General features: G+C 70.4%; 15 protein-coding genes. 5 read left to right on the top strand and 10 right to left on the bottom strand.

The annotated features are described in order from the left end of the window. The first annotated feature begins 167 nt into the window (after nucleotides 1-167). A complete protein-coding gene (locus tag QH470_RS01785) occupies nucleotides 168-593 on the top strand; it encodes a hypothetical protein (protein ID WP_280270464.1) in 426 nt (141 codons plus the stop codon). A gap of 3 nt (nucleotides 594-596) precedes the next feature. On the opposite strand, the gene QH470_RS01780 is transcribed toward QH470_RS01785, so the two are convergent. Beyond that, nucleotides 597-1,517, bottom strand: coding sequence for an aldo/keto reductase (locus tag QH470_RS01780; RefSeq protein WP_280270463.1), 921 nt, complete (start codon nucleotides 1,515-1,517; stop codon nucleotides 597-599). A gap of 91 nt (nucleotides 1,518-1,608) precedes the next feature. Here QH470_RS01780 and QH470_RS01775 point away from each other — a divergent pair, with 91 nt between their 5' ends. Further along, nucleotides 1,609-2,178 carry a TetR/AcrR family transcriptional regulator gene (locus QH470_RS01775; protein ID WP_280270462.1) on the top strand — a complete coding sequence of 190 codons (570 nt, stop codon included), beginning with the start codon at nucleotides 1,609-1,611 and terminating at the stop codon, nucleotides 2,176-2,178. Between the two features lie 19 nt (nucleotides 2,179-2,197). Here QH470_RS01775 and QH470_RS01770 read toward each other — a convergent pair whose 3' ends face one another. The 9 genes from QH470_RS01770 to QH470_RS01730 all read right to left on the bottom strand — a co-directional run bounded on the left by QH470_RS01770 (nucleotide 2,198) and on the right by QH470_RS01730 (nucleotide 19,535). Continuing rightward, a complete protein-coding gene (locus tag QH470_RS01770; protein ID WP_280270461.1) occupies nucleotides 2,198-3,928 on the bottom strand; it encodes an ABC transporter ATP-binding protein in 1,731 nt (576 codons plus the stop codon). Continuing rightward, complete coding sequence (locus tag QH470_RS01765) at nucleotides 3,925-5,658, bottom strand: ABC transporter ATP-binding protein (RefSeq protein ID WP_280270460.1); 1,734 nt, start codon at nucleotides 5,656-5,658, stop codon at nucleotides 3,925-3,927. Before QH470_RS01765 ends, QH470_RS01770 begins: the two co-directional genes overlap by 4 nt. Nucleotides 5,659-5,799: 141 nt before the next feature. Then, complete coding sequence (locus QH470_RS01760) at nucleotides 5,800-10,179, bottom strand: non-ribosomal peptide synthetase (RefSeq protein ID WP_280270459.1); 4,380 nt, start codon at nucleotides 10,177-10,179, stop codon at nucleotides 5,800-5,802. Then, a complete protein-coding gene (locus tag QH470_RS01755) occupies nucleotides 10,176-11,825 on the bottom strand; it encodes a condensation domain-containing protein (RefSeq protein ID WP_280270458.1) in 1,650 nt (549 codons plus the stop codon). The genes QH470_RS01760 and QH470_RS01755 overlap by 4 nt, the downstream gene beginning before the upstream one ends. An 11-nt stretch (nucleotides 11,826-11,836) precedes the next feature. After that, nucleotides 11,837-12,844 (bottom strand): ABC transporter substrate-binding protein, encoded by a 1,008-nt coding sequence (locus tag QH470_RS01750; RefSeq protein ID WP_280270457.1) that lies wholly within the window; start codon nucleotides 12,842-12,844, stop codon nucleotides 11,837-11,839. Between the two features lie 60 nt (nucleotides 12,845-12,904). After that, nucleotides 12,905-14,017 carry an AMP-binding protein gene (locus QH470_RS01745; RefSeq protein ID WP_280270456.1) on the bottom strand — a complete coding sequence of 371 codons (1,113 nt, stop codon included), beginning with the start codon at nucleotides 14,015-14,017 and terminating at the stop codon, nucleotides 12,905-12,907. Next, nucleotides 14,017-17,247, bottom strand: a complete 3,231-nt coding sequence (locus tag QH470_RS01740; RefSeq protein ID WP_280270455.1) for a non-ribosomal peptide synthetase — start codon at nucleotides 17,245-17,247, stop codon at nucleotides 14,017-14,019. Before QH470_RS01740 ends, QH470_RS01745 begins: the two co-directional genes overlap by 1 nt. Then, on the bottom strand, nucleotides 17,244-18,185 hold the full coding sequence (locus QH470_RS01735) for a methionyl-tRNA formyltransferase (protein WP_280270454.1): 942 nt from the start codon (nucleotides 18,183-18,185) through the stop codon (nucleotides 17,244-17,246). Before QH470_RS01735 ends, QH470_RS01740 begins: the two co-directional genes overlap by 4 nt. A 60-nt stretch (nucleotides 18,186-18,245) precedes the next feature. After that, nucleotides 18,246-19,535, bottom strand: coding sequence for a SidA/IucD/PvdA family monooxygenase (locus tag QH470_RS01730; protein WP_280270453.1), 1,290 nt, complete (start codon nucleotides 19,533-19,535; stop codon nucleotides 18,246-18,248). 141 nt (nucleotides 19,536-19,676) lie between these two features. On the opposite strand from QH470_RS01730, the gene QH470_RS01725 reads away from it, so the two are divergent. The 3 genes from QH470_RS01725 to QH470_RS01715 all read left to right on the top strand — a co-directional run bounded on the left by QH470_RS01725 (nucleotide 19,677) and on the right by QH470_RS01715 (nucleotide 21,856). Further along, a complete protein-coding gene (locus QH470_RS01725) occupies nucleotides 19,677-20,147 on the top strand; it encodes an MTB12 C-terminal domain-containing protein (protein WP_280270452.1) in 471 nt (156 codons plus the stop codon). Nucleotides 20,148-20,231: 84 nt separating this feature from the next. Next, complete coding sequence (locus QH470_RS01720; protein ID WP_280270451.1) at nucleotides 20,232-21,161, top strand: RluA family pseudouridine synthase; 930 nt, start codon at nucleotides 20,232-20,234, stop codon at nucleotides 21,159-21,161. A gap of 71 nt (nucleotides 21,162-21,232) precedes the next feature. Continuing rightward, a complete protein-coding gene (locus tag QH470_RS01715; RefSeq protein WP_280270450.1) occupies nucleotides 21,233-21,856 on the top strand; it encodes a hypothetical protein in 624 nt (207 codons plus the stop codon). Nucleotides 21,857-21,904: the final 48 nt, after the last annotated feature.

The raw sequence follows: 21,904 nt of genomic DNA, 5'->3' as shown, positions 1-21,904 counted from the left end.
CGCGCGCCTGTCGGGCGCACCCTCGGACGCGTGTAGGCGGTAAAAGGTCTTGCTCTCGCCGTGGCACATCCCCGAACTCGGCGGCGTGTCGGGGGCGGGCGGGTAGGTGGTTCGGTGGGGGGAGCCGAGGAAAGGGGCTCGAGGTGTCCAGGACCGGAGTGCCGAAAATGCCGATGTCGCTGAAGATTACGTTGGGGGTGGTCATTTTTCAGGTGGCGTCCAACGCGTTGCTCGGGTACTTGTTGCTGGCCGATATCAATAGTGCGAAGGACCATGGGCAGGAGCGGACGGGGGTCGACTATTTCGTCACGTACGCGTCGTGGGTGGGAGCGTCCCTGCTGCTGGCCGGCGCCCTCCTGACAATCGGCGGCATCGAGTGGGGTCGTAAGACGTTGATCTGCCTGGAGGTGATCATCGGCGCCAATGGCCTGTTCGCGCTTTTCAGCGGCGCTTTCGCCGGTTCAGTCGGCATCGTGCTCGCCGTCGTCATCATTCGCGAACTGACCCGCGAAGCCGTCCTCGACTGGTTCGACGCGAAGACGGATCGGCCGGGCCGCGCGGATATTGAGATGGGCGGCACCGCGTCTTCGTGAGTTTCAGGCCGAGGGCCTGACGTCGGCGAGCCGGTTCAGCACGGACATGGCTTCAGGGCTCAGTACGAGTTGGCCCGCTGCGATGTTGTCGTCGAGGTGCGCGATGTTCGCTGTTCCCGGGATGAGCAGGGTGTGGGAGTAGTGGGCCAGGTGCCAGGCCAGGACCACCTGTGCCGGGGTCGCGCGCAGGGCGGTTGCGATCTCTTGGACTGCCGGAAGTGCTGTGGCCTTGACGGTTTCAGGGAACCCCGAGCCGAGCGGCATGAAAGGCACCCAGGCGATGTCGTGCCGGTGACACAGATCGAGAACCGGTTCGGCGGCACGGTCGAGTGGATTGTGCGCGTTCTGCACGCACGCGATCCCGGCGGGCAGCGCTTGCCGCAACTGGCCCGCGCCGACATTGCTCAGTCCGATGGCGCCGATCTTTCCCTCGGTCCGCAGGTCGAGCAGTTCGGCGAGCTGGCTGTCCAGGTCGACGCGCTGGTCACCCTCGGCGACGATGCCGGGCGGGGCGTCCACGCGACGCAGGTTGACGACCGGGATGCGGTCGACGCCGAGTGCGGTGAGATTGTCCTCGACCTGGCGCCGCAACTGCGCGGGCTGCTGAGCGGCGACGAGACCGCCGGCCGTTTCGTCGGCCCCGACCTTACTGACCAGCACCAGCTCCTCCGGAAATGGTTGCAGCGCTTCGCGAATGAGCGCATTGCAGGCCCCGGCACCGTAGAACTGCGCGGTGTCGATGTGGTTGATGCCGCTGGCGATCACGTGCCGCAGCACGCCGATCGCCGTGCCTCGATCGACCACCGGCCGCCCGGCCCCGTACGCCACCAACTGCATCGCGCCGAACCCGATCCGGGAGACGGGCCGCCCCGCCAGCGAATCCGTCCCGCCCGGCCGATCGGCGGCCGTGTCGCCTGTCCTCATGTGCGGAGTCCCCTCTCGAGTGGCATAGTCGACAGCAAATGCGGAGGAACCTCCGCTTAACCGACCATAGCAGAAACGGAGGAACCTCCGCTTGGCGAGAGAAGGCGGTGGGCGCGCGGACGCCCAGCGGAATCGGCAACGGCTGATCGAGACGGCCCGGGACATGCTGGCCGACGACGGCGGAAAGGTCCCGCTCGAGTCGATCGCACGCGCGGCGGGGGTGGGAATCGGCACGCTGTACCGCCACTTCCCGACCCGGGACGACCTCGTCGAGGCCGTCTATCGCGCGGAGCTGACCACGGTCTGCGAGAGCGCCGCGGACCTGCTCGCGGCGCTGCCCGCTCGCGCTGCCCTACGGGCGTGGATGGACCGGTTCGCCGACTATGTGGCGGCCAAGCGCGAGATCGCCGACGCGCTGCGCGCGGTGATCGCCTCCGGGGCGGTCACCTCCGCGCAGGCGCGCGCGGCGCTCGGCGGTGCGGTCCGGCGGCTGCTCGACGCGGGCGCGGCGGAGGGCACGCTCCGCACCGATGTGCGCGCCGAGGACGTGGTGGTCAGCCTGCTCGGCATCTTCCTGGCCTGCAATACGCCCGATCAGCGCGAGCAGGCCGGGCGCATGATGGATCTGCTCATGGACGGGCTGGCGGCCGGAAAGCCCTGACCGCCAACCCCTTCCGTGACTATGCCGGGGACAGGTGCCAGCCCGTGGCGCGGGAGCGCTCGTTCCAGAATTCGGAGTAGCGGCCGCCGCGGGCGAGGAGTTCGGAGTGGGTGCCGGTTTCGACGATTCGGCCGCCTTCCACGAACAGGATTTGGTCGGCGTGGCGGATGGTGGCCAGCCGATGTGCCACCACGACAACGGTTTTGCCCTGGGTCAGTTCGTGGATGCCGCGGACGACGACCGCCTCGCTGTGCGGGTCCAGGGCGCTGGTGGCCTCGTCCAGCAGGACGATCGGGGCGTCCTTCAGAAGGGCGCGGGCGATCGAAACACGTTGGCGCTCACCGCCGGACAGGGCGGCGCCACCCTCGCCGACGGTGGATTCCCAGCCGTCGGGCAGGCGTTCGACGATCTCGTCGACCCGGGCCATCTCGGCGGCTCGGCGCACCTCCTCGGGCGTCGCGTCCGGGCGGCCGATGCGGATGTTCTCCTCGATGGTCTGGTTGAACAGGTACACGTCCTGGAACACCAGGGAGACCTGGCGCAGCAGCGTTTCCGACGGCTGCGCGCGCACATCGTGGCCGCCCACCGTGATCCGGCCCGCGTCGACGTCGTAGAAGCGCGACGCCAACCGCAGCAGCGTCGTCTTGCCACTGCCGGAGGGGCCGACGATCGCGGTCGTGGTGCCGCTCGGCACGGTGAAGGACGCGCCGTCGATGACCTTCTCGCCCTCGCGGTAACCGAAATCGACATCGGTGAACACGATCTCCGGCGCACCGGGCTCCACGGGCTCGACCGCCTCCCCGAGATCCCGCACGGCCAGGAAATCGGTGATCCGCTCGGCGGCGTCGGCGGCGCTGCGCAGCGCGTTGCTCAGCTGCGCCGCCCGGTTGATCGGCTCGATGAACCGGGCGCTCACCGCGATCAACGCGATGGCGGCGGGCACGGCCAGCTGCCCCCCGGTGCCGCGGGCGACGATCACCGACACCAGGATCAGGAAGACCGCCTGCACGCACAGCGCGAACACCATCAGCCCGGGCACGCTCGCGAAGAGCAGGCGGGTCGACGCCTGCTGCTGCCCGCGCAGCGCCTCGGTCAATTTGCGGTTGCCGTCGCCGACCGCGCCGAAGGCCCGCAGCACCGGCTGCGCCTGCGCGAATTCGACCACGCGAGCATTGGATTCGGCCGCGGCCTCGTGCATCTGCTCATTCGAGCGGGAGAAGCTGTTGTTGGCCCACCGGCTCACCACCAGCAGCACCGGCAGGCTGATCAGCATGGTCAGCGCGATCCGCCAGTCGATGAACGCCACCCCGATCGCGACGCCCACCGGCACGATCACCGCCGTCACCACCGGCGCCACCAAATACGAGACGACACTGAGTATCTCGCGCACGCCGCCCACGATGATCTTCGAGATCGAACCGGCGTTGGCGGTGGCGAACCAGCCCAGCGGCAGGCTGCTCAGATGGTCGCCGAGCCGGGTCTGCACCCCGCGCAGCATGCCCACACCGATACGCAGCCCGGCCATCGACACCAGAAAGGAGAACGCCGAGGCGGCGGCCACCGCGACGGCCATCCACGCCGCCCACCGCCACGCGCTGCCCATCTCGCCGTCGAACAGGGCCTGCAACAACGGAATCAACAGCAGATAGGCCGCGATCTGCCCGAGCGACAGGCCGCCGATCAGCGCCAGATACCGGGGAATGTGGCGGCGCAGCTCGGCCGGGACGAGCGCAAAGACCTTGGTGATCATCGGATCTCCCCCTCGACGAGCTGGATCTCGTGCATGGAAGCCTCGTTCATCTCCCACAGCCGCTGGTAGAGCCCGCCCGCGCGGGACAGTGTCGGATGGTCGCCGTTCTCGACCACGACGCCGTTCTCCAACACCAGGATTCGGTCGACGCCGGTGATCGTGTGCAGGCGGTGCGCGATCACCAGCACGGTCCGGTCGGCGACCAGGACCGCGAGCGCGTCCTGCACCGCGGCCTCGGACTCGGGGTCGGCGAAGGCGGTGGCCTCGTCCAGCACCAGCACCGGGGTGTCGGCCAGCAGGGTGCGGGCGATCGACAACCGCTGTGCCTCGCCGCCGGAAAGCACGGCGTCCCCGCCGATCTCGGAGTCGTAGCCGCGCGGCAGCGCCACGATGCGGTCGTGGATCTGCGCGGCGCGGGCCGCGCGCTCGATGGTCGCGTCGTCGGCGTCCGGGCGGGCCAGGCGGATGTTCTCGCGGATGGTGCCGCGGATCATCTGCACGTCCTGCAAGACGAAACCGACCGTGCGATACAGCTCCTCGGTGGAGAACTCGCGCAGGTCCTTGCCGCCGATGGTGATTCGGCCGGCCGTCACGTCGTAGAACCGTGGCAGCAGCCGGGCCAGCGTCGACTTGCCGGATCCGCTGGGCCCGACCAGCGCGGTGATGGTGCCCGGCGCCAGCTCGATGTCGATGTCGTGCAGCACCGTCCGGTCCTTGCGGTAGCCGAAGCTCACATGCTCGAACCGCACGGGCAGACCGGCGCTGCCGTCGGGGCTCGGCTCGGCGCCGCCGGTGGGTGCGGCGAGTTCCGGCGTCTGCTGCAACTCGTGCAGCCGCAGCGCGGCCGCAGCGCCTTCGCGCAGCGCCTGACCGCCGAAGCCGATACCGAGCAGGGCGCTGCCCAGGCCGATGCCCAGCAGCAGGAACGGCAGGATGTCCACCGGCTGTATCCAGTCGAGTTCGACGAAACCGAGTCCGGCCACGACGACGACCAGCATCAGGAACAGCGGTGTCAGCAGGATCTCCGCGCCCGACTGCAGCCGCGTCATCGGGGTCTTCCACGCCAGCAGGCTCGCGGCCGTCTTGTCGACCGCCTCCTGGAAGGTGTTGTGCGCCTTGCGCGCCTGGCCGAACGCGCGCACCACCTGGATGCCGTCGACGAACTCGATGGTCGACTCCTCGATCTTGCGTTCGGAGCCCGCGAAGACCGCCAGCCGCTCCCGGTGACCGGGACCCATCATGGCGGCCAGCGCCCGGGTGTAGAGGAACAGCGGGATCAGCAGAATCAGCGTCAGCCGCCAGTCGACGGTGAAAAGGTAGATCAGGGCGATCAATTGGACCGTCACCGCGCCGACGAAGTCCAGCCGGGCGTGGGCGATCAGGTAGTGCAGCGCCTCGACGTCGTCCTGCAGGAACTTCTTCACCTCCCCGGAGCTGCGGTCGGTGAACCAGCCCAGCGGGACCCGGGTCAGCTTGGCGGCCAGCAGTTGCCGCAGGGTCAGCTGAAACTTCGCGTCGAGCAGGTGAGTCCAGACCAGTGCCCCGGCCTCGAGCAGGCCGCGCACCACCAGCACCACGACCGCGCTGATCACGAGCACCCACACGCGATCGGAATCTATTGGTGCGGAGAGCAATTCGCGACAGGCCTCGACGATCAGCACGAACGGGACGACGGCGCAGACCGAGGCGACCACGATCACCAGGCTCGCCAGCGTCAGCGCACCGTTCACCGGCGCCAGGATCTTCTTGCGCGCGAGGGCATCCGCCTTCTTCTGCTGTTACAGCGCGACCCGATCCGGCTCCAGCGCCCGCGCCGCCGGCGCGGCCTGCTCGACGGTCTCAGCCGTCATGATGCTTCCCTCCCTCTCTGCTCACCCCGCGGTGAACATCGACAATACGGCCAGCCACCGGTCGGTGCGGGCCTGTACCGCGGCCTCGTCCAGCACCGCCGAGTTGACGTCGAACTGCGCGACCAGCACGGGCCGCGAATCCCGGGCGACCACGGCCGTATTGACGTCGACGGTGAATCGCAGCGGCAGATCGGGGTGACCGGTGACCCCGAACTCGGAGGTGAACTCCGACAGCGGGACCGGCGTCCACGGCCCGGAACCGAACTGCAGCACATCGAATCGGCCCAGGTGGTTGAGCCGGAGCTGACCGCGCGCGGTCGAGATGCGGTCGCCCAGCGGCGGTCGCCCGCGGTCCGGTGTCCAGCCCTCGATGTCGCCCGCCGGGACGAGCACCGTCTCCTCGACGGTGAACCAGCCGACGCGGCGTGTGTCATCGTCGGGGGCGCGGCCGTGCGACTCCCGCGTCACCGGGATGCGGCCGGTCGCGTCGGCGCTGTCGGCCACGGTGAGCGCGCAGGCGGCGAGCAGTGCGTCCTCCAGCGGCACCCCGGCGGCGGCACAGCGCGACAGCAACCGCTCGGTGCGGTCCGGGGCCAGTTCGACCACGCGCTGAACGGCCTTGCCCGCCTTGTCCGTCGCCGGATCGGTGAGGCAGCCGCCGAGCGGTGCGCCGAGAATCTCCGGGGCGATGTGTCCGGTGGTCACGCCGGTCTGCTCGAGCATGCGCTCGTTCGGCGGCGGCGCGCCTTGCTCGAGGTGGCGCAGGTCGTCCATGAGGATGAGCCAGGACACCACGTCGACGGCGAGATGGTGAATCGACAGCAGCAGACGGCGATTCGAGCCTTCCAATACCGTCGCGGCTATCATCCGTCCGGCCCGTGGATCCAGCCGCTCCACGGTCTCGGCCAGGGAGGCGGCGGCGCGCGACTCGTCGGCGACCGAGATCTGCTCTGCCACACCGGATTTGTCGCCGACGACGAGCACCGGCGCGCCCGACTCGGTGGTGGTCAGGCGGGAGCGCAGGGTCGGGTGTGCGAGCGCGAGCGCGTCCAGGCGGGCGGCGACCGCCTCGACCGAGGCGTCTTGCGGCAGCGTGATCACCTGCGACTGCGCGAGATACCGGTAGTCGCCATTGGCGATGATCTCGTGCGCCAGGGCGGTCAGCGGCAGCACGGTGCCCGCCGGAATCACCTCCGCGACAAGGTCGTCCGCCGCGTCCGGGTCGTCCAGGCGGCGAGCCAGGTCGCGCAGATCGGCGGCGGCGAGCACGTCCTGGGCGGAGGCCCGGAAGCCCGCGCCGCGCAGACGCGACACCAGATCGATCACGCCGATGCTGTCGATACCCAGATCGACCAGGCTGTCGAGGATTCCGGCGCGAGTCTCGCCGGTGTCGCCCGCCGTCATCGCGCCGATCACCGAGAGCAGGGTGCGCTCGGTCTCGGTGTCCGGCTGCGCGGCCGTGGAGGTGCCCGCCGGTCGCGCCAGCAGCGCGGCGGCGGCGTGCCCGTCCAGTTTGTCGTTGCGGTTCAACGGGATCTCGTCGACGTGCACGATCCGTGTCGGCACCATGAACTGCGGCAGGCGCCGGGCCAGCGCCGAGCGGATGCGGCCCGCCGACGAAGTGCCGACCACGAGCGCGCCCAGGCGAGTGCGGCCGTTCTCGGTGAACGCCAGGGCCGCGGCATGCCGCACACCGTCGAGTTCACGCAGCACAACGGTCACCTCGTCGGGTTCGACGCGATAGCCGTTGATCTTGACCTGGCTGTCGATGCGGCCCTCGTAGGCCACCGTGCCGTCGGCCGCGCGACGCACCAGATCGCCGGTGCGATAACGCCTTTCGCCCGCACCGGCCACGAACGCCGCGGCGGTGACGCCGGGCCTGCCGAGATAGCCGAGAGCCAGCTGCGGGCCGGACAGGTACAGCTCGCCGGTGCCACCCGGCGGGACCGGGCGCAGACGATGGTCCAGCACTTCGGCTTTCATGCCGTCGAAGGGGCGGCCGATGGTCGGTGCGGCATGGTCGTGCACGTCGGCCATCAACGCTTCCACGGTGGTCTCGGTGGGGCCGTAGAAGTTGATCACGCGGGTGGCCGGGAGGCCCCGCAAACGCCGCCAGGTGTCGGGGCTGATCGCCTCGCCGCCCAGGGCGAGTACCGCCAGCGGGCAGGTTTCGCCGCCGTCGCCCGCGCGGAACAGACCGGCGGCGATCAGGCGGTTCAGCATGGACGGCGAGGTGTCGAAGATATCGATGCCGTGGTCGTCGATCGCGGCCACGATGCGTTCGGCATCGGTGCGTACCTCGTCGCCGAGCAGCACGACCGTGTGTCCGCTCAGCAGCGCCACCGTGGGCTGCCACGCGGCGTCGAAGCCGGTCGACCACCCGTGCCCGACGCGCAACTGCCGCTCCACCGCCGCCGTGGTCGGTGCGAAGATCCGCCGCTCGTGATTCGCCCAGTGGTTGAGCACCGAACGGTGCGAGACCGCAACGCCTTTCGGGCGGCCGGTGGTGCCGGAGGTGAACACGACGTAGAAGGGAGCGTCGGCGTGCGCGGGGATGCCATCGGAGTCGGATGCCGAAAGTGCCTGTCCGCCCGAGTTGTTCGCGGAACGGGGCTGTCCGTCGTTGCCGAAGGCGCGGAGCTGTCCCTCGTTGTCCGGGACTCCGTGGAGGCACTCGATGCCGGAGGCGCGGACCTCCGCCACCACATCCGCCCGCGCCGCGTCGGCGAGAAGGACGCGCGCCCCGGCGGTTTCGAGCATGTAGGCGAGGCGATCGGCGGGGGTCGCCGGATCCACGTGCACACACGTCGCGCCCGCGTACCCGACGGCGAAGGGCGCGTGCAGCACCCGCCGGTCCCGCGGCAGCATGACCGCGACGGCATCGCCGGGACGCACTCCGGCAGCGCGCAGACCGGCCGCCAAAGTACGGACAGCCGAACCGAATTCCTCGAAGGAGTGCTCCCCCACCGCGTCGACCACAGCCACACGCCCCGCGGCACTCACGGCGACATCGAGCAAAGTGCGGGGGACGTCGATGACGGCGGTATCCCGCTCCAGGTTTCCCGCCGCCCTCGTGGACCGCCCGTCCGCCGTCAATGCCGCGGGCTCGTCGTCCAGCAGCACATCGACATCGCAGGCCCGCGCTGTCTCGGTGATTCGCCGCGCCACCGCGAGCACCCGCCGCGCCATCCGCTCCGGGTCGAACAGCGTCACCACATCGGGCCGGGTCTCGACGCGGCAGATCAGCACGCCGTGCTCCAGCACCGGCACCACCGCGATCGGATAGTGGCTCGGCGAATCCACGCGGCGCGGCGTCATGGTCGCCCCGCGGCCCATCGGCATACCGGCGGTCACCGCGCCGACCGGCGAGTTCTCGAAGACCAGCAGCGTGTCGAACAGTTGGCCCGCGCCCGCCGCCCGGGTGATCTCCGCGATCCCGAGATACTCGTGCGTGCGCAGCCGCGCGACCTCGCGTTGCAGCCGCGCGCCGATCTCGCCCGGATCGCGAGCGTCCATCCGCACTCGCACGGGGATCGTGGTGACCAATGCCCCGACAAGCCGTTCGGCATTGGGCAGCGACGCGTCCCGGCCGGAGGTGGTCTGCCCGAACACCACGTCGTCGCGACCGGTGAGCCCGGAAAGGATGCGCCCCCAAGCCATTTGGAGCAGGGTGTTGAGGGTGATCCCGTGACCGCGCGCCCAGGTGAGCAGCGCGTCGGTGGCGCGCGAGTCCAGCCGGGCCTCGCCGACCACCGGCAGGTCCACCTCGGGCGGGGCCGGCGGTCCGATCATCGGCATCGGCGCGAGCCCGTCCAGCGCGGCCGACCACGCCCGCGCGGACTCCGCGGTGTCGCGGGTCGCCAGCCAGGCCGCGTGCTCGCGCAGCGGCGGCGCGGGCGGCAGCGCGGCCCCGGCCCCGCTGTGCAGCGCGATCAGGTCGGAGAACAGCAGGGGGATGGACCAGCCGTCGACGACGATATGGTGTGCGGTGCAGACCAATTCGTAGTCCGCGTCGCCCACCCGCGCGGCCACCACCCGGAACAGCGGTCCGGCGCCGAGATCCAGCGGTCGCCGCGCCTCGTCCCAATACAGTTGCCGCGCAACGTCTTCCGGGTCGGCGGCGGTGCGCAGATCGACCTCGCGCCAGCCGATCCGCCCGGCGGAGGTGATCACGAGCACCGGATGCGGCACCTCCTCCGCCAGCACCGACGCACCGAGATGCGGGTAGCGGTCCAGCAATTCGTCGAACGCGCGCCGCAGCGCGGGCAGTTCGGTCAGCCCCTCGACCCGCACCGCGAAGGTGACCAGGTACGGGTCACCGCCGCGCGAGATCGAACTCACCGAATACAGTCCCCGCTGCAGCGGGGACAGCGCGACCACATCGCGGATCTCGACGGTCACTGGCCGGCGAACTTCCGGCCGAGGGCCTGCAGCGCGGCCGGATCCAGACCGGAGGCGGCCATCGGCGCCACGGCCGGCGCCGGCGCGGCGGCGGCAGCGGTCGCCGGATCGGCGGACTCCAGCTGTTCGGCGAGTTCGTACAGCGCCGGGAACTCGAAGACCTTCTGCACGTCCACGGTGTGCCCGCGCTCGCCGAGCAGCGTGACCAGCCGCAGCGCGGCGATGCTGTCACCGCCCAGCGAGAAGAAGGTGTCCTTGCGCCCGACCTCGTCGTCCTCGTCGAGGCCGAGAATCTCCCGGATGGCAGCAGCGAGCAGCCGTTCCGCGTCGGTGCGCGGGGCGCCGCCGAGGCCGGTGACGCCGGGCTCGGGCACCGCGTCGCGAGTGAACAGCGCGGGCGCGGCCGCCGGGACGGCCGAGTTCTCCGGTTCCGCGGCCCACTGTGCGAAGGTCTGCTCGAGCAGCTTCGCGAACCCGTCGATTTCGGCGTGGGCGGCGAGCGCGGGAGCGAAATCCACTGTGACAGTGCCCCCCTCGGCATCGGTGACGACGTCCACCACGACATCGACCCCGTGCGGCCGGGCAGTCCGGCGGGCGAGTTCGCGCACAGTCCGGCCCGCCGTCTCGGGGACGAGCGGGGCGTCGGGCCGGACGGTCACCAGCGCCTGGAACAGCGAGCCACTGGATACCGCCGCCAGGCCACGCATCTGATGGGTGATCCGCTCGATGCGGGTGCCGGCGTGCGCGCGGGCCTGCGCCACCTGCGCGGTGGCCTGGTCCACGAGTTGCCGCGCCGGGCTCGCCTCGGTCGGATCCAGCCGCAGCACAAGGTGATTGGTGAAATTGCCGAACGCGGTCGCGACGCCGTCGCGATCCGGGTCCACGATGCCGACGGCGATGTCGTCACCCATGCCCGCCTCGCTCAGCACCCGCGCCACCACCGCGGCGAACGACGCCTCCGTGGTCGCACCGGCGATCGAACCGGGCGCGACGCGAAACACCCGGCGCCGCACCGGTTCGGTGCCCGGCTCCGCGTCCGTGAGATCCGCCCGCTCGGGCAGATCCGCGAGCCGCTCGAGCCAGTAGGTCAGCCCCGCGTCGTCGGAGACGTTGCCCGCCAGGGTTTTCAGCTGGGCGAGCGCGAAGGTGCGGTACTGCGCCGCCGGTTCCACGGCGCTGCCGTCGTACGCCGCGAACAGCGCCGATGCCAGCAGCTCGAGCGATCGGTCGTCGGCGGCCACCGGGTGCACGACGATCGACAGCACGTCACGACCCGGCAAGCGGTACAGCCGGATTCGCACCGGCAGCTCGCTCAGCAGATCGAATCGATGCTCCGCGTCGGCGGACAGCGCGGCCGTGAGTTCGGCCTCGCCGGTCTCGACGACCTCGACCACCGACTCCGGCGCCGGAACGACGCGCTGGTAGGGAATCCGGCGATCGTCGGGATACACCGTCCGCAGGATCTCGTGCTGTGCGATCACCGCGACCGCGGCCCGGTCCAGCGCGGCCGCGTCGAGGCCGGGCGAAATCTCCAGTGCGACGGACAGATCGGACGCCGGTGTGCGGCGCATGCGTTCGGGCAGCAGCGCGGCCTGCTGAGCCAGTGTCAGCGGGATGCCGCGGTCGGATCGAGGCGAATCAGGCATGGCGGTCCCTCTCACTTCCCGACGTTCGCGAGCGTCGGTTCCAGCTTGTCCAGCACATACGGCAGCGACAGCGCGGTCGGCACGTTGATGGCGTTGATCGTGATCATGTCGACGAAGGAGATGCCGCCCTGGCGCACCGACGGCAGGTCGCCGTAGCCGGGCAGTTGCTTGAACTTCGCCTCCAGGCCCGGCGCCGCGCCGCACACCAGCAGATCGGCGGTCAGATCGCCGAGCCGCTCCGGCGAGAGCGCCAGCCGTCCCCCACTGGGCGCCTCGGCCACGAGCTTCTCCGGCATGGTCAGCCCGAGCCGTGTGAACACCTGGGCCGAGCCGTCCTTCGGGTCCGCCAGCACCATGAGCTGGGTCGGGGTGGTCAGCATGCAGGTGAGAAACGTCTTGCCCCGCAACCCCGGATGCCGCGCGGCGACCGCGTCGATCTTGCCGTGGACGTCGGCGACCACCTTCTCCGCTTCGGACTCCTTGTGCAGGGCCTTGCCGAGCGCGGTCGTCTGGTCTTCCCAGGGATCGATCTGGGCGCTGGTCAGCGGGCCGATCGTGGGCGCCAGCTTGGACAGCTTGTCGTACATGGCCTTGTCCATCATGTAGCCGGGGGCCACGATGAGATCCGGGTTCAGCGCGGCGATCTGCTCGGCGAGGTCGCCGCCGGCGGTCAGCGTCTTGGACTGCTGAGCCAGCGACTGCGGCAGCCATGGCACCGTCTGCCCGGGCGCGGCGCCGGGGACCAGGTAGCCGACCGGCGTGACACCCAGCGCCACCGCGGCGTCGAGCCACTGCGGGCCGATCGTGACCACCCGTTCGGGTGTGCCCTCGATGGTGGCCTCGCCCATGGTGTGCTCGATGGTCACCGCGTCGCCGGACCCGGACGCATCGTCGCTCGACCCGCACGCGGCCGCGCCCAGGACGAGCCCCAGTGCCATCGCGGCCACCGCCGTGCGCCGCGCCGCGGTCCGCGCGCGGCTCCCGAAGGACCGCCTCGCCAGTGTTCGACCAGGGTTCATTCCGTCAGCTCCTTCTTCACGATCCGCCGAGTACACGGACCCTCGATCTGGTAGCTTAGGCTAAGCTAATACGGTTGTGGAGGTGAGTCGGCCCACCAGCTGCCGCGAATCGGCGGCGCCGAGGTCGTCCTCGAAGATCAACCAGCCGTCCGCGGTCCAGCGCGCCCGCGCTCCCGTCCGGTACAGCCGGGGCGAAACGCCTTCGACCGGAAAGGGATCCGCGACGAAGCGGCTCGCGCCGGGCCGGTCGCCGTCTTCCATCAGCGCGGCGCCACCGGCGTAGACCTCCCCCACCACTCCGGGCGCCACCGGCTGCCGATAGTCGTCGAGCACAAGTAGCCGGGCGCCGGGAATCGGCCGGGCCCGGCCGCTGCCGTCGAGCGGCCCGCGAGCGACCGCACCGGCGTACACCGGCAATCCGTAACCGAAACTCGTGACCGCCTCCGGCGACAAGACCCGCAATCGGTCACAAAGCCCTGCGGGACAATGGGTTCCGATCACGTCCCAGCGCCGCACGGTGGGCAGGCCGGAACCGCGCAGGCCCGTCAGGTCCGTCGCCGACGCGACGACGTGCGTCACCGAGCGCGCGACGATCAATTCGGTCAGCGCCACCGGATCCGCGCGCTGGGCGTCGGTCGGGACCACCAGCGTCGCCCCGTCCGCGATCGCGGCGAGCAACTCCACCAGCGTGCCGACGCTGTCCCACGGTGCGACCACGAGCCGCACATCCGGCGCGCCGAGCGCGGGATCGGTCCACTCCCAGCGCTGTTCGGCCGCCACCGCGCGGCGGTCGGCCACCGCGACGGCCAGCGCACCGGCGGTCAGGGTCACGCTGCGGCGGCCCGCGCCGAGGCGAATCAGGCCACCCTCGTGCACGGCCGGGAGCGCCAGCAGGCGCACGGCCTCGTCCGGACCGGCGGACGGCGTCGAATGGGTACCGGCCGACCTGCCCACGCGGGTGCACAGGTCGCCGTAGTCGAGGCAGTCGTCACCGCAGCGCACGGCGGGCCGGACGACCGGTACCGCCCAGGCCCGGCGCAGCAACCGGGTGAGTCCCACCACGTCGGCCGGTTCCACGCCGGTCGCCCATTCGTCCAGCACTCGCTGCCGCAGCGCCGGAGTCAGCGCGAAACTTGTTCGCGCCCCGGCCTTCCCGGACATCACACGCGGCATCAGCCAACCTCCAGCGGTGTGTTGCGGGCCGCGGCCGCCTCCACCAGCGCCGCCAGGCCACCCACGGTCGGGGTCTCGAACAGCACCCGCACCCCGATCTCGACGTCGAATTCGGCGCGGATGCGGGCCAGCAGCCGGGCCGCCAGCAGCGAGTGCCCGCCGAGATCGAAGAACGAGTCGTCGGCGCCGACCCGGTCGGCCCCGAACAGCTGCGCGAACAGTTCGGCGAGCCGGATCTCCGTGGCGGTCACCGGTTCTCGGTACAGTTCGACGCTCGCGGGCGCGGGGCGGGGCAGCGCGCGCCGGTCGAGCTTGCCGTGCTCGGTGAGCGGGATCTCCTCGATCACCGCGAAGGCGCTGGGCACCATGTACTCCGGCAGCACCGCCGCGGCGTGCGCGCGCACCGCGTCGATGTCGACGGCGGCGTCGCCCGCGGGGACGAGATAGGCCGCCAGCACCGTGCCGATCGCCTTGTCCGGCACCGCCGTTGCCACGCACTGTGCGACCGCGGGGTGGCTCGCGACGGTCACCTCCACCTCGCCGAGTTCGATCCGGTAGCCGCGCACCTTCACCTGTTCGTCGGCGCGGCCGAGGAATTCGAGCTCACCGCGCACATTGCGGCGGGCCAGATCTCCGGTGCGGTACAGGCGGCGTCCCGGCTGGAACGGGTCGGCCACGAATCGCTCCGCGGTCGCCCCGGAACGCCGCAGATAGCCGCGCGCCAATTGCGTTCCGCCGAGGTAGATCTCGCCGACGACGCCGGTCGGCACCAGCTGCAATCGCTCGTCGAGCAGGTAGACGTACACATTGCGGTTCGGGTGCCCGATCGGCACGATCCGCGTCCCCTGCGGTCCCTCGACGGTCAGATGCGTCGCCGAGACGACCGCCTCGGTGGGGCCGTAGTGATTGCGCAGTTCGGCGTCGAACACCCCGGCGAATCGGTCGGCGACCTCGCCGTGCAGCGCCTCGCCGCCGACCGGGACGTGCCGCAGCGCCCGCCACTCGTTCACCTCGGGCAACATCAGGAAGGTCCGCAGCAGCGACGGCACCATATGCAGCACGGTCACGGCGCAGCGGGCGATCAGATCGGCGACGTAGGGAATGTCGCGGAAGGCGTCCGGCTTCGGAACCACCAGGCAGGCACCGAGAGTCAGCGTGACGAACAGGTCGAGCAGCGACGCGTCGAAACTCACCGACGACGATTGCAGCAGCCGGTCCCGCGCCGCCATCCCCCATTCCGCGCAGAAGCCCGCCACGTGCTCGGCGATCGCGGCGTGCGCCACGGGCACGCCCTTGGGGGTGCCCGTGGACCCGGAGGTGTAGATGACGTAGGCGAGATTCTCGGGCCGCAGCGGGCGCACCCGGTCGGCGTCGGTCGGCGCGGTGTCGGGCAGCGCCGCCGCCGCTTCCTCGGCCGCCCGCAACTCCTCGTGTCCCAGAACGAATTCCGGCCGCGCGTCGGCAACCATCCGGTCGATGCGCTCGGCCGGATAGGCCGGGTCGATGGGCAGGTAGGCGGCGCCGGCCTTCAGCACCGCCAACACGGCCACGACGAAGTCCACCGAGGTGGTCAGCCGCAGTCCGACGAGGTCCTCCGGGCCGACGCCGCGCCGGATCAGCCCGTGCGCCAAGCGGTTCGCGCGCCGATCGAGGCGGTCGTAGCTGTACTCCCGGTCGCCGTCCGCCGCGCTGACGAGCGCCGTGGCCGCCGGGGCGCGCTCGACGCTGCGTTCGAACAGGGCCACCAATGTGGTGGGCTCCGAGGGGATCAGTTCCCCGTGCGACTGTGCGAGGATGTCCGCGCGGTCCTCGCCGCCGAACATGTCGAGATCGCCGATCCGCCGCAGCGGTTCGGCGGGCGCGGTCTCCAGCAGCCGCAGGTAGTGGGTGAGCACCTGCTCCACGATCCGGTCCTCGAACAGGTCGGCCTGATATTCGGCCTCGACGCGAGCACCGGCGGCATCCAGGACCACGGTGAGCGACAACGGGATTCGGGTGCTCGGACTGCCGAACTCGAGCACCTCGCTCGTGAGACCGTCGAAGGCGAAGCGCGCCAACCGGTCCCGCACGCCGAACGCCGTGCGCACCAACTGCTCCAGCCCGTCCCGGCCACCGCCGCGTTCCGGATTGACTTCGCGCACCACACGATCGATGCCCACGCCGCGATGGGTCCGGGCGTGCGCGACGGTCTCGCCCACGGTCGCGGTGAGCCCGGCGAAAGTGTCGGTGGGGCGCACGGCGGCGCGCAGCAGCAGCGAGTTGCCGAAGTACCCGAGGCCCTCGTTTCCCGCGCGCAGCGAAACCGGCACGGAAACCAGGAAATCCGTCGCCGCAGTATACCGGTGGAGCAGCACGTCGTAGGCCGCCAGCAACACCGCGAACAGCGTCGTGCCCTGTGCGCGCGCGAAATCCGCAGCACGCCCGACAAGTTCGGCGGAAATATCGCGGCTGCGGCGAGCGGCCCGCGGCGACACCGATCCGGGCAGCACCGTGCCACCAGGCAGCTCCAACGGCTGCGGCAGCGGACGCAGCGCCCGACGCCAGTACTCGACGCCATCGTCCACAGCACCGTCGCCCACTACCCGGCCGTCATCCGCCACACGGCCGTCATCCACTGCGCGGCTGTCATTCACCACCCGGCCGTCGTTTTCGGCGCAACCGTCAGCCTCGGCGCGGCTGTCATCCACTGCGCGGCCGTTCTCGGCGGCAAGGTAATTCGTCTCGATCGGGGTGCCGTTGTATTCCCGGCTCACTTCGTCGCAGAACACCGGCCAGGACTCGTCGTCCCAGCCGAGGGCGTGCGCGACCAGCGCGAAGACGAATTCGTCCGGGGCCGTGCGGATCAGCTGGCAGCGCAGCGGCGATTCGGCGGTCGGGTCGAACGGCTGCCCGGCCGCCCGCCGTAGCAGCACTTCCAGCCGCCGCGCCCGGCTGGCCCCGGTCAGTTCGGACACGTCCAATTCCTGCCAGGCCGGGGCTATGTCGGCGCACACCACCCGGCAGGGTTCCCCCTCGGCGTCGGAAAGGTAAGTGCTGCGCAGGATTTCGTGCCGCGCGGCGACCGCGTCGACCGCCGCGCGCAGTCGTGCGGCGTCCACCGCGCCGAGCACGCGGAACACCGCGCAGGTATTGAGCGTGGTGTCCTCGCGGTCGCGGGTCTGCAGGAACCAGATGCGGCGCTGACCCGCCGACAGCGGCCGCCGGCTCGCACCGCTGTCTCGGCCGTTCATGCCGGTGCGTCGGCGAGATAGCCTCCGCGGGCGAAGAATTCGGCCGCGTCGTGTTCCTGCCCGTCGGCGGTGCGGACCCGGGTGATCAGCAGGCCGCGGTTGCGCCCGCGGTGCGCGTCCGGACCGCAGACCACGACGCCGCCGCCCTCCACGACCACCACGCGGCCCGGGGTGCCGCCGTAGCGCGCCTCGGACAGCGTCGAGGCGATGATCTCGACCTTCTCGCCGCGATAGTAGGAGAACGCCCGCGGGTACGGGTCCGACAGCGCCCGCACGAAACGCTCGAGATCGACTGCGTCCCAATGCCAGTCGATGCGGCTGTCCCGCTCGGAGCGCTTGTGGAAGTAGGTGCGCTCGGACTTGGGCTGCGGCCGCCACTGCGCGGTACCGGAGTCGAGGGCGGTCAGCGCCTCCTCCAGCACACCCGGAATGAGTTCCAGGCCCGCCAGCACCAATTCGGTTCCGGTGGCGTCGGGGCCGATCGGCAGCGACCGCTGCACCAGGATGTCGCCGGAGTCCAGGCCCTCGTCCATTCGGTGCACGGTCAGCCCGAATTCGGACTCACCGCTGATCAGGGCCCACAACACCGGCGAGAAGCCGGTGAACTTCGGCAGCAGCGAGTCGTGCAGGTTCAGCGTGCCGTGCGGCGGCATGGCGTACAGCTCCCGCGGCATCCAGGTGTACCAGCTGTTCACCACGATGACGTCCGGCTCGGCCCGCTTCACCAGGTCGATGGTCTCGGCGTCGGCGCGCTCGGTCAGATGCACCGGGATGCCGTGCTCGCGAGCCAGTTCCTCGACCGAATCGGACCAGATGCCCTTGTAGGCGTGCTCGCTGGCCGGGTGGGTGACCGCGAGCACCACCTCGTGCTCGGAGTCGATCAGAGCCTGTAGCGTTTTGCGGCCCCAGGTCTGAAAGCCGAACGACACGATACGCATGAAACCCAACCTCATTCTCGAAAAACTAAGGGTAGCCTAGCCTAGCGACATTATCGACGGTCAGACCGGTCGGTGCGCTTCGCCACCACGGGCCGCGCCGACCATCGACCGCGCCGGCACACCGCCGAGCACGCGGTCCGAAAGTTCGCCCAGGCAACTGAGATTCGGGAATCCGGGCCCCTGTGCCAGGCCCGCGAGATTCGGCAGATACAACTTCGACTCCAGCCCGTCGACCGCCAGGTCGTGGCCGATGGAGGCCTCCAGCCGCGCCTGCGTGATCGGGCCGCCCACCGCCAGCTCCACCAGGTCCGCGGCATCGGCGTCGAACAGTTCCAGGAACCACAGCGGCTGACCGCCGGTCGCGTCGACCACTAGGTCGAAGGTGTGCACCTGATCGGGGCGTAACTCGTTGCGCAGCGTCAGCGCCACGCCGTCGCCCTGCTCGGCCACCCGCACCACCCGGCCCTGCAGATGATGAACCCGGTTGTCGCCCAGCACATTCTCCTGCACCCGCACCGAGAACACCCCGCGATCGGTGCGGCGGATGACGTCGCGGCGCTCCTGCAGGCTCAGCGCCCGCCACTTGGCCGGATCGCTGAACAGCGCGTTCTCGAAGAAGCTCTCGCCGCGGGTGTAGATGGTGGCCGCGGGCGAGATCACCGAGACGGTGAGGACGTCGTGGTGTACGAGTTCGTCCACCGCCGACCCGGCCGTCTCACCGCCGCCGATGACCGCGGCGCGCGAGGAGGCCGGCAGCCGCCGCTTCCCGGCCAGATCCCAGAACTCGGCGATACTCAGCACTTTCGGATGGTCCGCCAGCGCGCGCCGACTGTTGCCGGGACCCGTGATCATCAGCCGATCGGTGTCGATCTCGATGAGCGTGCCGTCGGAATCGGCCACCGAGACCAGCCAGCCGTCGGCGGCCGCGCGGATGCTCCGCACCGTGCCGGTGACCAATTCGACCTCGGCCTTGCGGGCGACCCATTGCAGGTATTTCGCCCACACGTGATGGTGCGGACTGGGGCGGCCGCGGTCGATCCATTCGGCATAGGTGCCGCCCTCGACCAGGAACGAGGTCCAGCTGTAGGCGATCATCGCCTGATCGATCGCGCGGTTGTGCCCGCGCGCCCAGGTCGAGCGGTAGGGGAAGCCGACGTCCTTCTCCGGGCCGGTGCCCAGCCGATGCTGTCCGTCGGTCCAGCCGCCGCTGGGCAGCCAATTCCCGCCCACCGTATGCGATTCCACGACCACCACACGCGGAGCCGGCAGACCCAGCTCCCGCAGTACCCGCGCCTTGGCCGCGACGGCCATCGCTTTCGGCCCGGCTCCGACCACGAGAAGCGTTTCCACTGGCTCTCCGTTCAGCTGCACAGATCAAGGGGCCGCCCGGAGGCTGACCTTTGCATAGGCTTACCTTATATTGCACTGTGGTGCCAGTCCTTCCGCAAGAGCCGAGACGGACGACACCGACGGTCCCGTTAGAGATTGGATATGCCCATGCTCAACATCTCCTCCCGTGCCGTGGCGGCGTTCTCCCTGGCCGCGGCTGTTTTCGTCGGTGGAGCCGCGACCGCGGGCCCGGCCTTGGCCGCCCCTGTCATCGCTCCCGTGCACGCCGCCGCACCCGGCGTCGGTCAGCTGCAGAGCAAGCTCCAGCTGATCCTGAACCCGGGCGCCTCGCGCTCGGCCCGGGCCAACGAACTGGAGGCGGGCGAGGCCGGACTGCCGCTGGTGGACAATGTCGGCGGCGTGATGGACAGCGTGCCGGGCTTCCAGTGGCAGGCCGTCGGTCCGGTCAACGTCGACGGCGACCGGCTCACCCACAACCTGCAGGTCAACGTCCCCGGCTTCGACGCGATGTTCATGGAGTTGTCGTGGAAGGAGATCGACGGCAACTGGAAGCTGACCCGCGAATCCGAGTGCACCATCGCCTACTACGCGAACCAGCCCTGCACGGTCTAGTCCGCACCCGGCCCTGAGCGCGGAACCGCCCGCGCTCAGGGCTTTCGCATGCTTGCGGCCGGCTCGGCCCGCTAGGGTCGACTTGTGCGACGCAGGCAGCAGCCGCCGCTCCCGAAGCGGCACGGATTGGATCCGGCGCGGCTGCGGCTGCCGGAGGAAGGGGCCTGGGCGACGATCCGCGACCATCTCGTGGAGCGGCTGCCCCGGGTGCCCGCCGCGCGCATCGATGAATTGCTGGCGGCGGGCGGCATCGTCGATCTGGACGGGCCGATCGCGCCGGACGCGCCGTACCTGCCGGGCGGGGCCGTGTGGTTCCACCGGGACCTGCCGCAGGAGACCGACGTCCCGTTCGAGATCACGATCGTGCACCGCGACGACACCCTGCTCGTGGTCGACAAACCGCACTTCCTGTCCACCATCCCGCGCGGACAGCACATCCTGCAGACCGCGCTGGTACGACTGCGGCGGGAGCTGGACCTGCCGGATCTGATCCCCGCGCACCGGCTCGACCGGGCCACCGCGGGACTGGTGCTGTTCGTGATCGATCCGGCTCGCCGCGGCGCCTACCAGACCCTGTTCCACCACCGCCGCGTGCACAAGCGGTACGAGGCGATCGCCCGATACGATCCGGCGCTCACGCTTCCCCGCACCGTTCGCAGCCGAATCGTCAAGGAACGCAACATTCTCCAGGCCTTCGAGGTGGACGGCGAACCGAACGCCGAGACGCTGGTGGAGCTGATCGAGCACCGTGACGGCCTGGGCCGCTACCGCCTGACCCCGCACACCGGCCGCACCCACCAGCTGCGCCTGCACATGAACGGCCTCGGCATCCCCATCCTCGGTGACGACTTCTACCCCGAACTCACCGACCGCGCCGTCGACGACTTCACCCGCCCGCTCCAACTGCTCGCCACCACACTGGAATTCACCGATCCGATCACCCGTGAGGACCGCCGCTTCGCCACCACCCGATCCCTTCAGGCCTGGACCGACCCGGACGGCTGGGCGGGATGAGCAACCCCGCCACCCTCTCCCGCGCGGACCTCGGTGGTTGAATCGTCGGAGCCGAAGCGGAGGAGTCCAGCATGTCGCAACCACACCCGTCAGCGCCCGAACGTGTCACCCCGTCCAGCCGCTGGTACGCGCTGGCCGCGCTGCTCGTCGTCGCGGGGATAGCCGGGGCCGTCGTCGTCGCCTTGGTCGGCTTCGTGCACATGTCCGACCGGGTCGACGGCTTTCAGCGGGTACAGGTGCCGGGATCGGCGGACGTGCGGATCACCGAAACCGGCGGGTACACGGTGTATTTCGAGTACCCGAACGCCTCCTCCCGGGTTTTCCGGGGCAATGTCAACGTGCAGCTCCTCGGCCCCGACGGCGCTTCGGTGCCGCTGGCAGACTACTCGTCGGCGCTGACCTACGGCTTCGGCGGACATGAAGGGCGAGCGGGCTTTTCGTTCGATGCGGCCCGGCCGGGCACGTATCACGTAGTGACGCAGGGTGACTCGGGCGTTACCGCGGCGATCGGGCGCGGCATCGGGACCTCGCTGGCATCGACCATCGTCCTTGCCCTGGGTATCGGTGCGGCGGGTGTCGTGCTCGGGGTCGTCGTGCTCATTGTCGTTGCGGTGAAACGTGGTTCGAGCAAGCGAAGGATCGCCGCGGCGGGCGGCTGGGGGTATCGGGCGGGTCCGCCGCCGCAGCAGTACTGATGTCACGGGAGCGGGGTCGCCCACTCGGAATTCCGAGCGGACGACCCC

The sequence above is a fragment of the Nocardia wallacei genome (assembly GCF_029868745.1).
Classification (GTDB): domain Bacteria; phylum Actinomycetota; class Actinomycetes; order Mycobacteriales; family Mycobacteriaceae; genus Nocardia; species Nocardia wallacei_B.
This window is presented reverse-complemented; position numbering and strand designations above follow the sequence as displayed.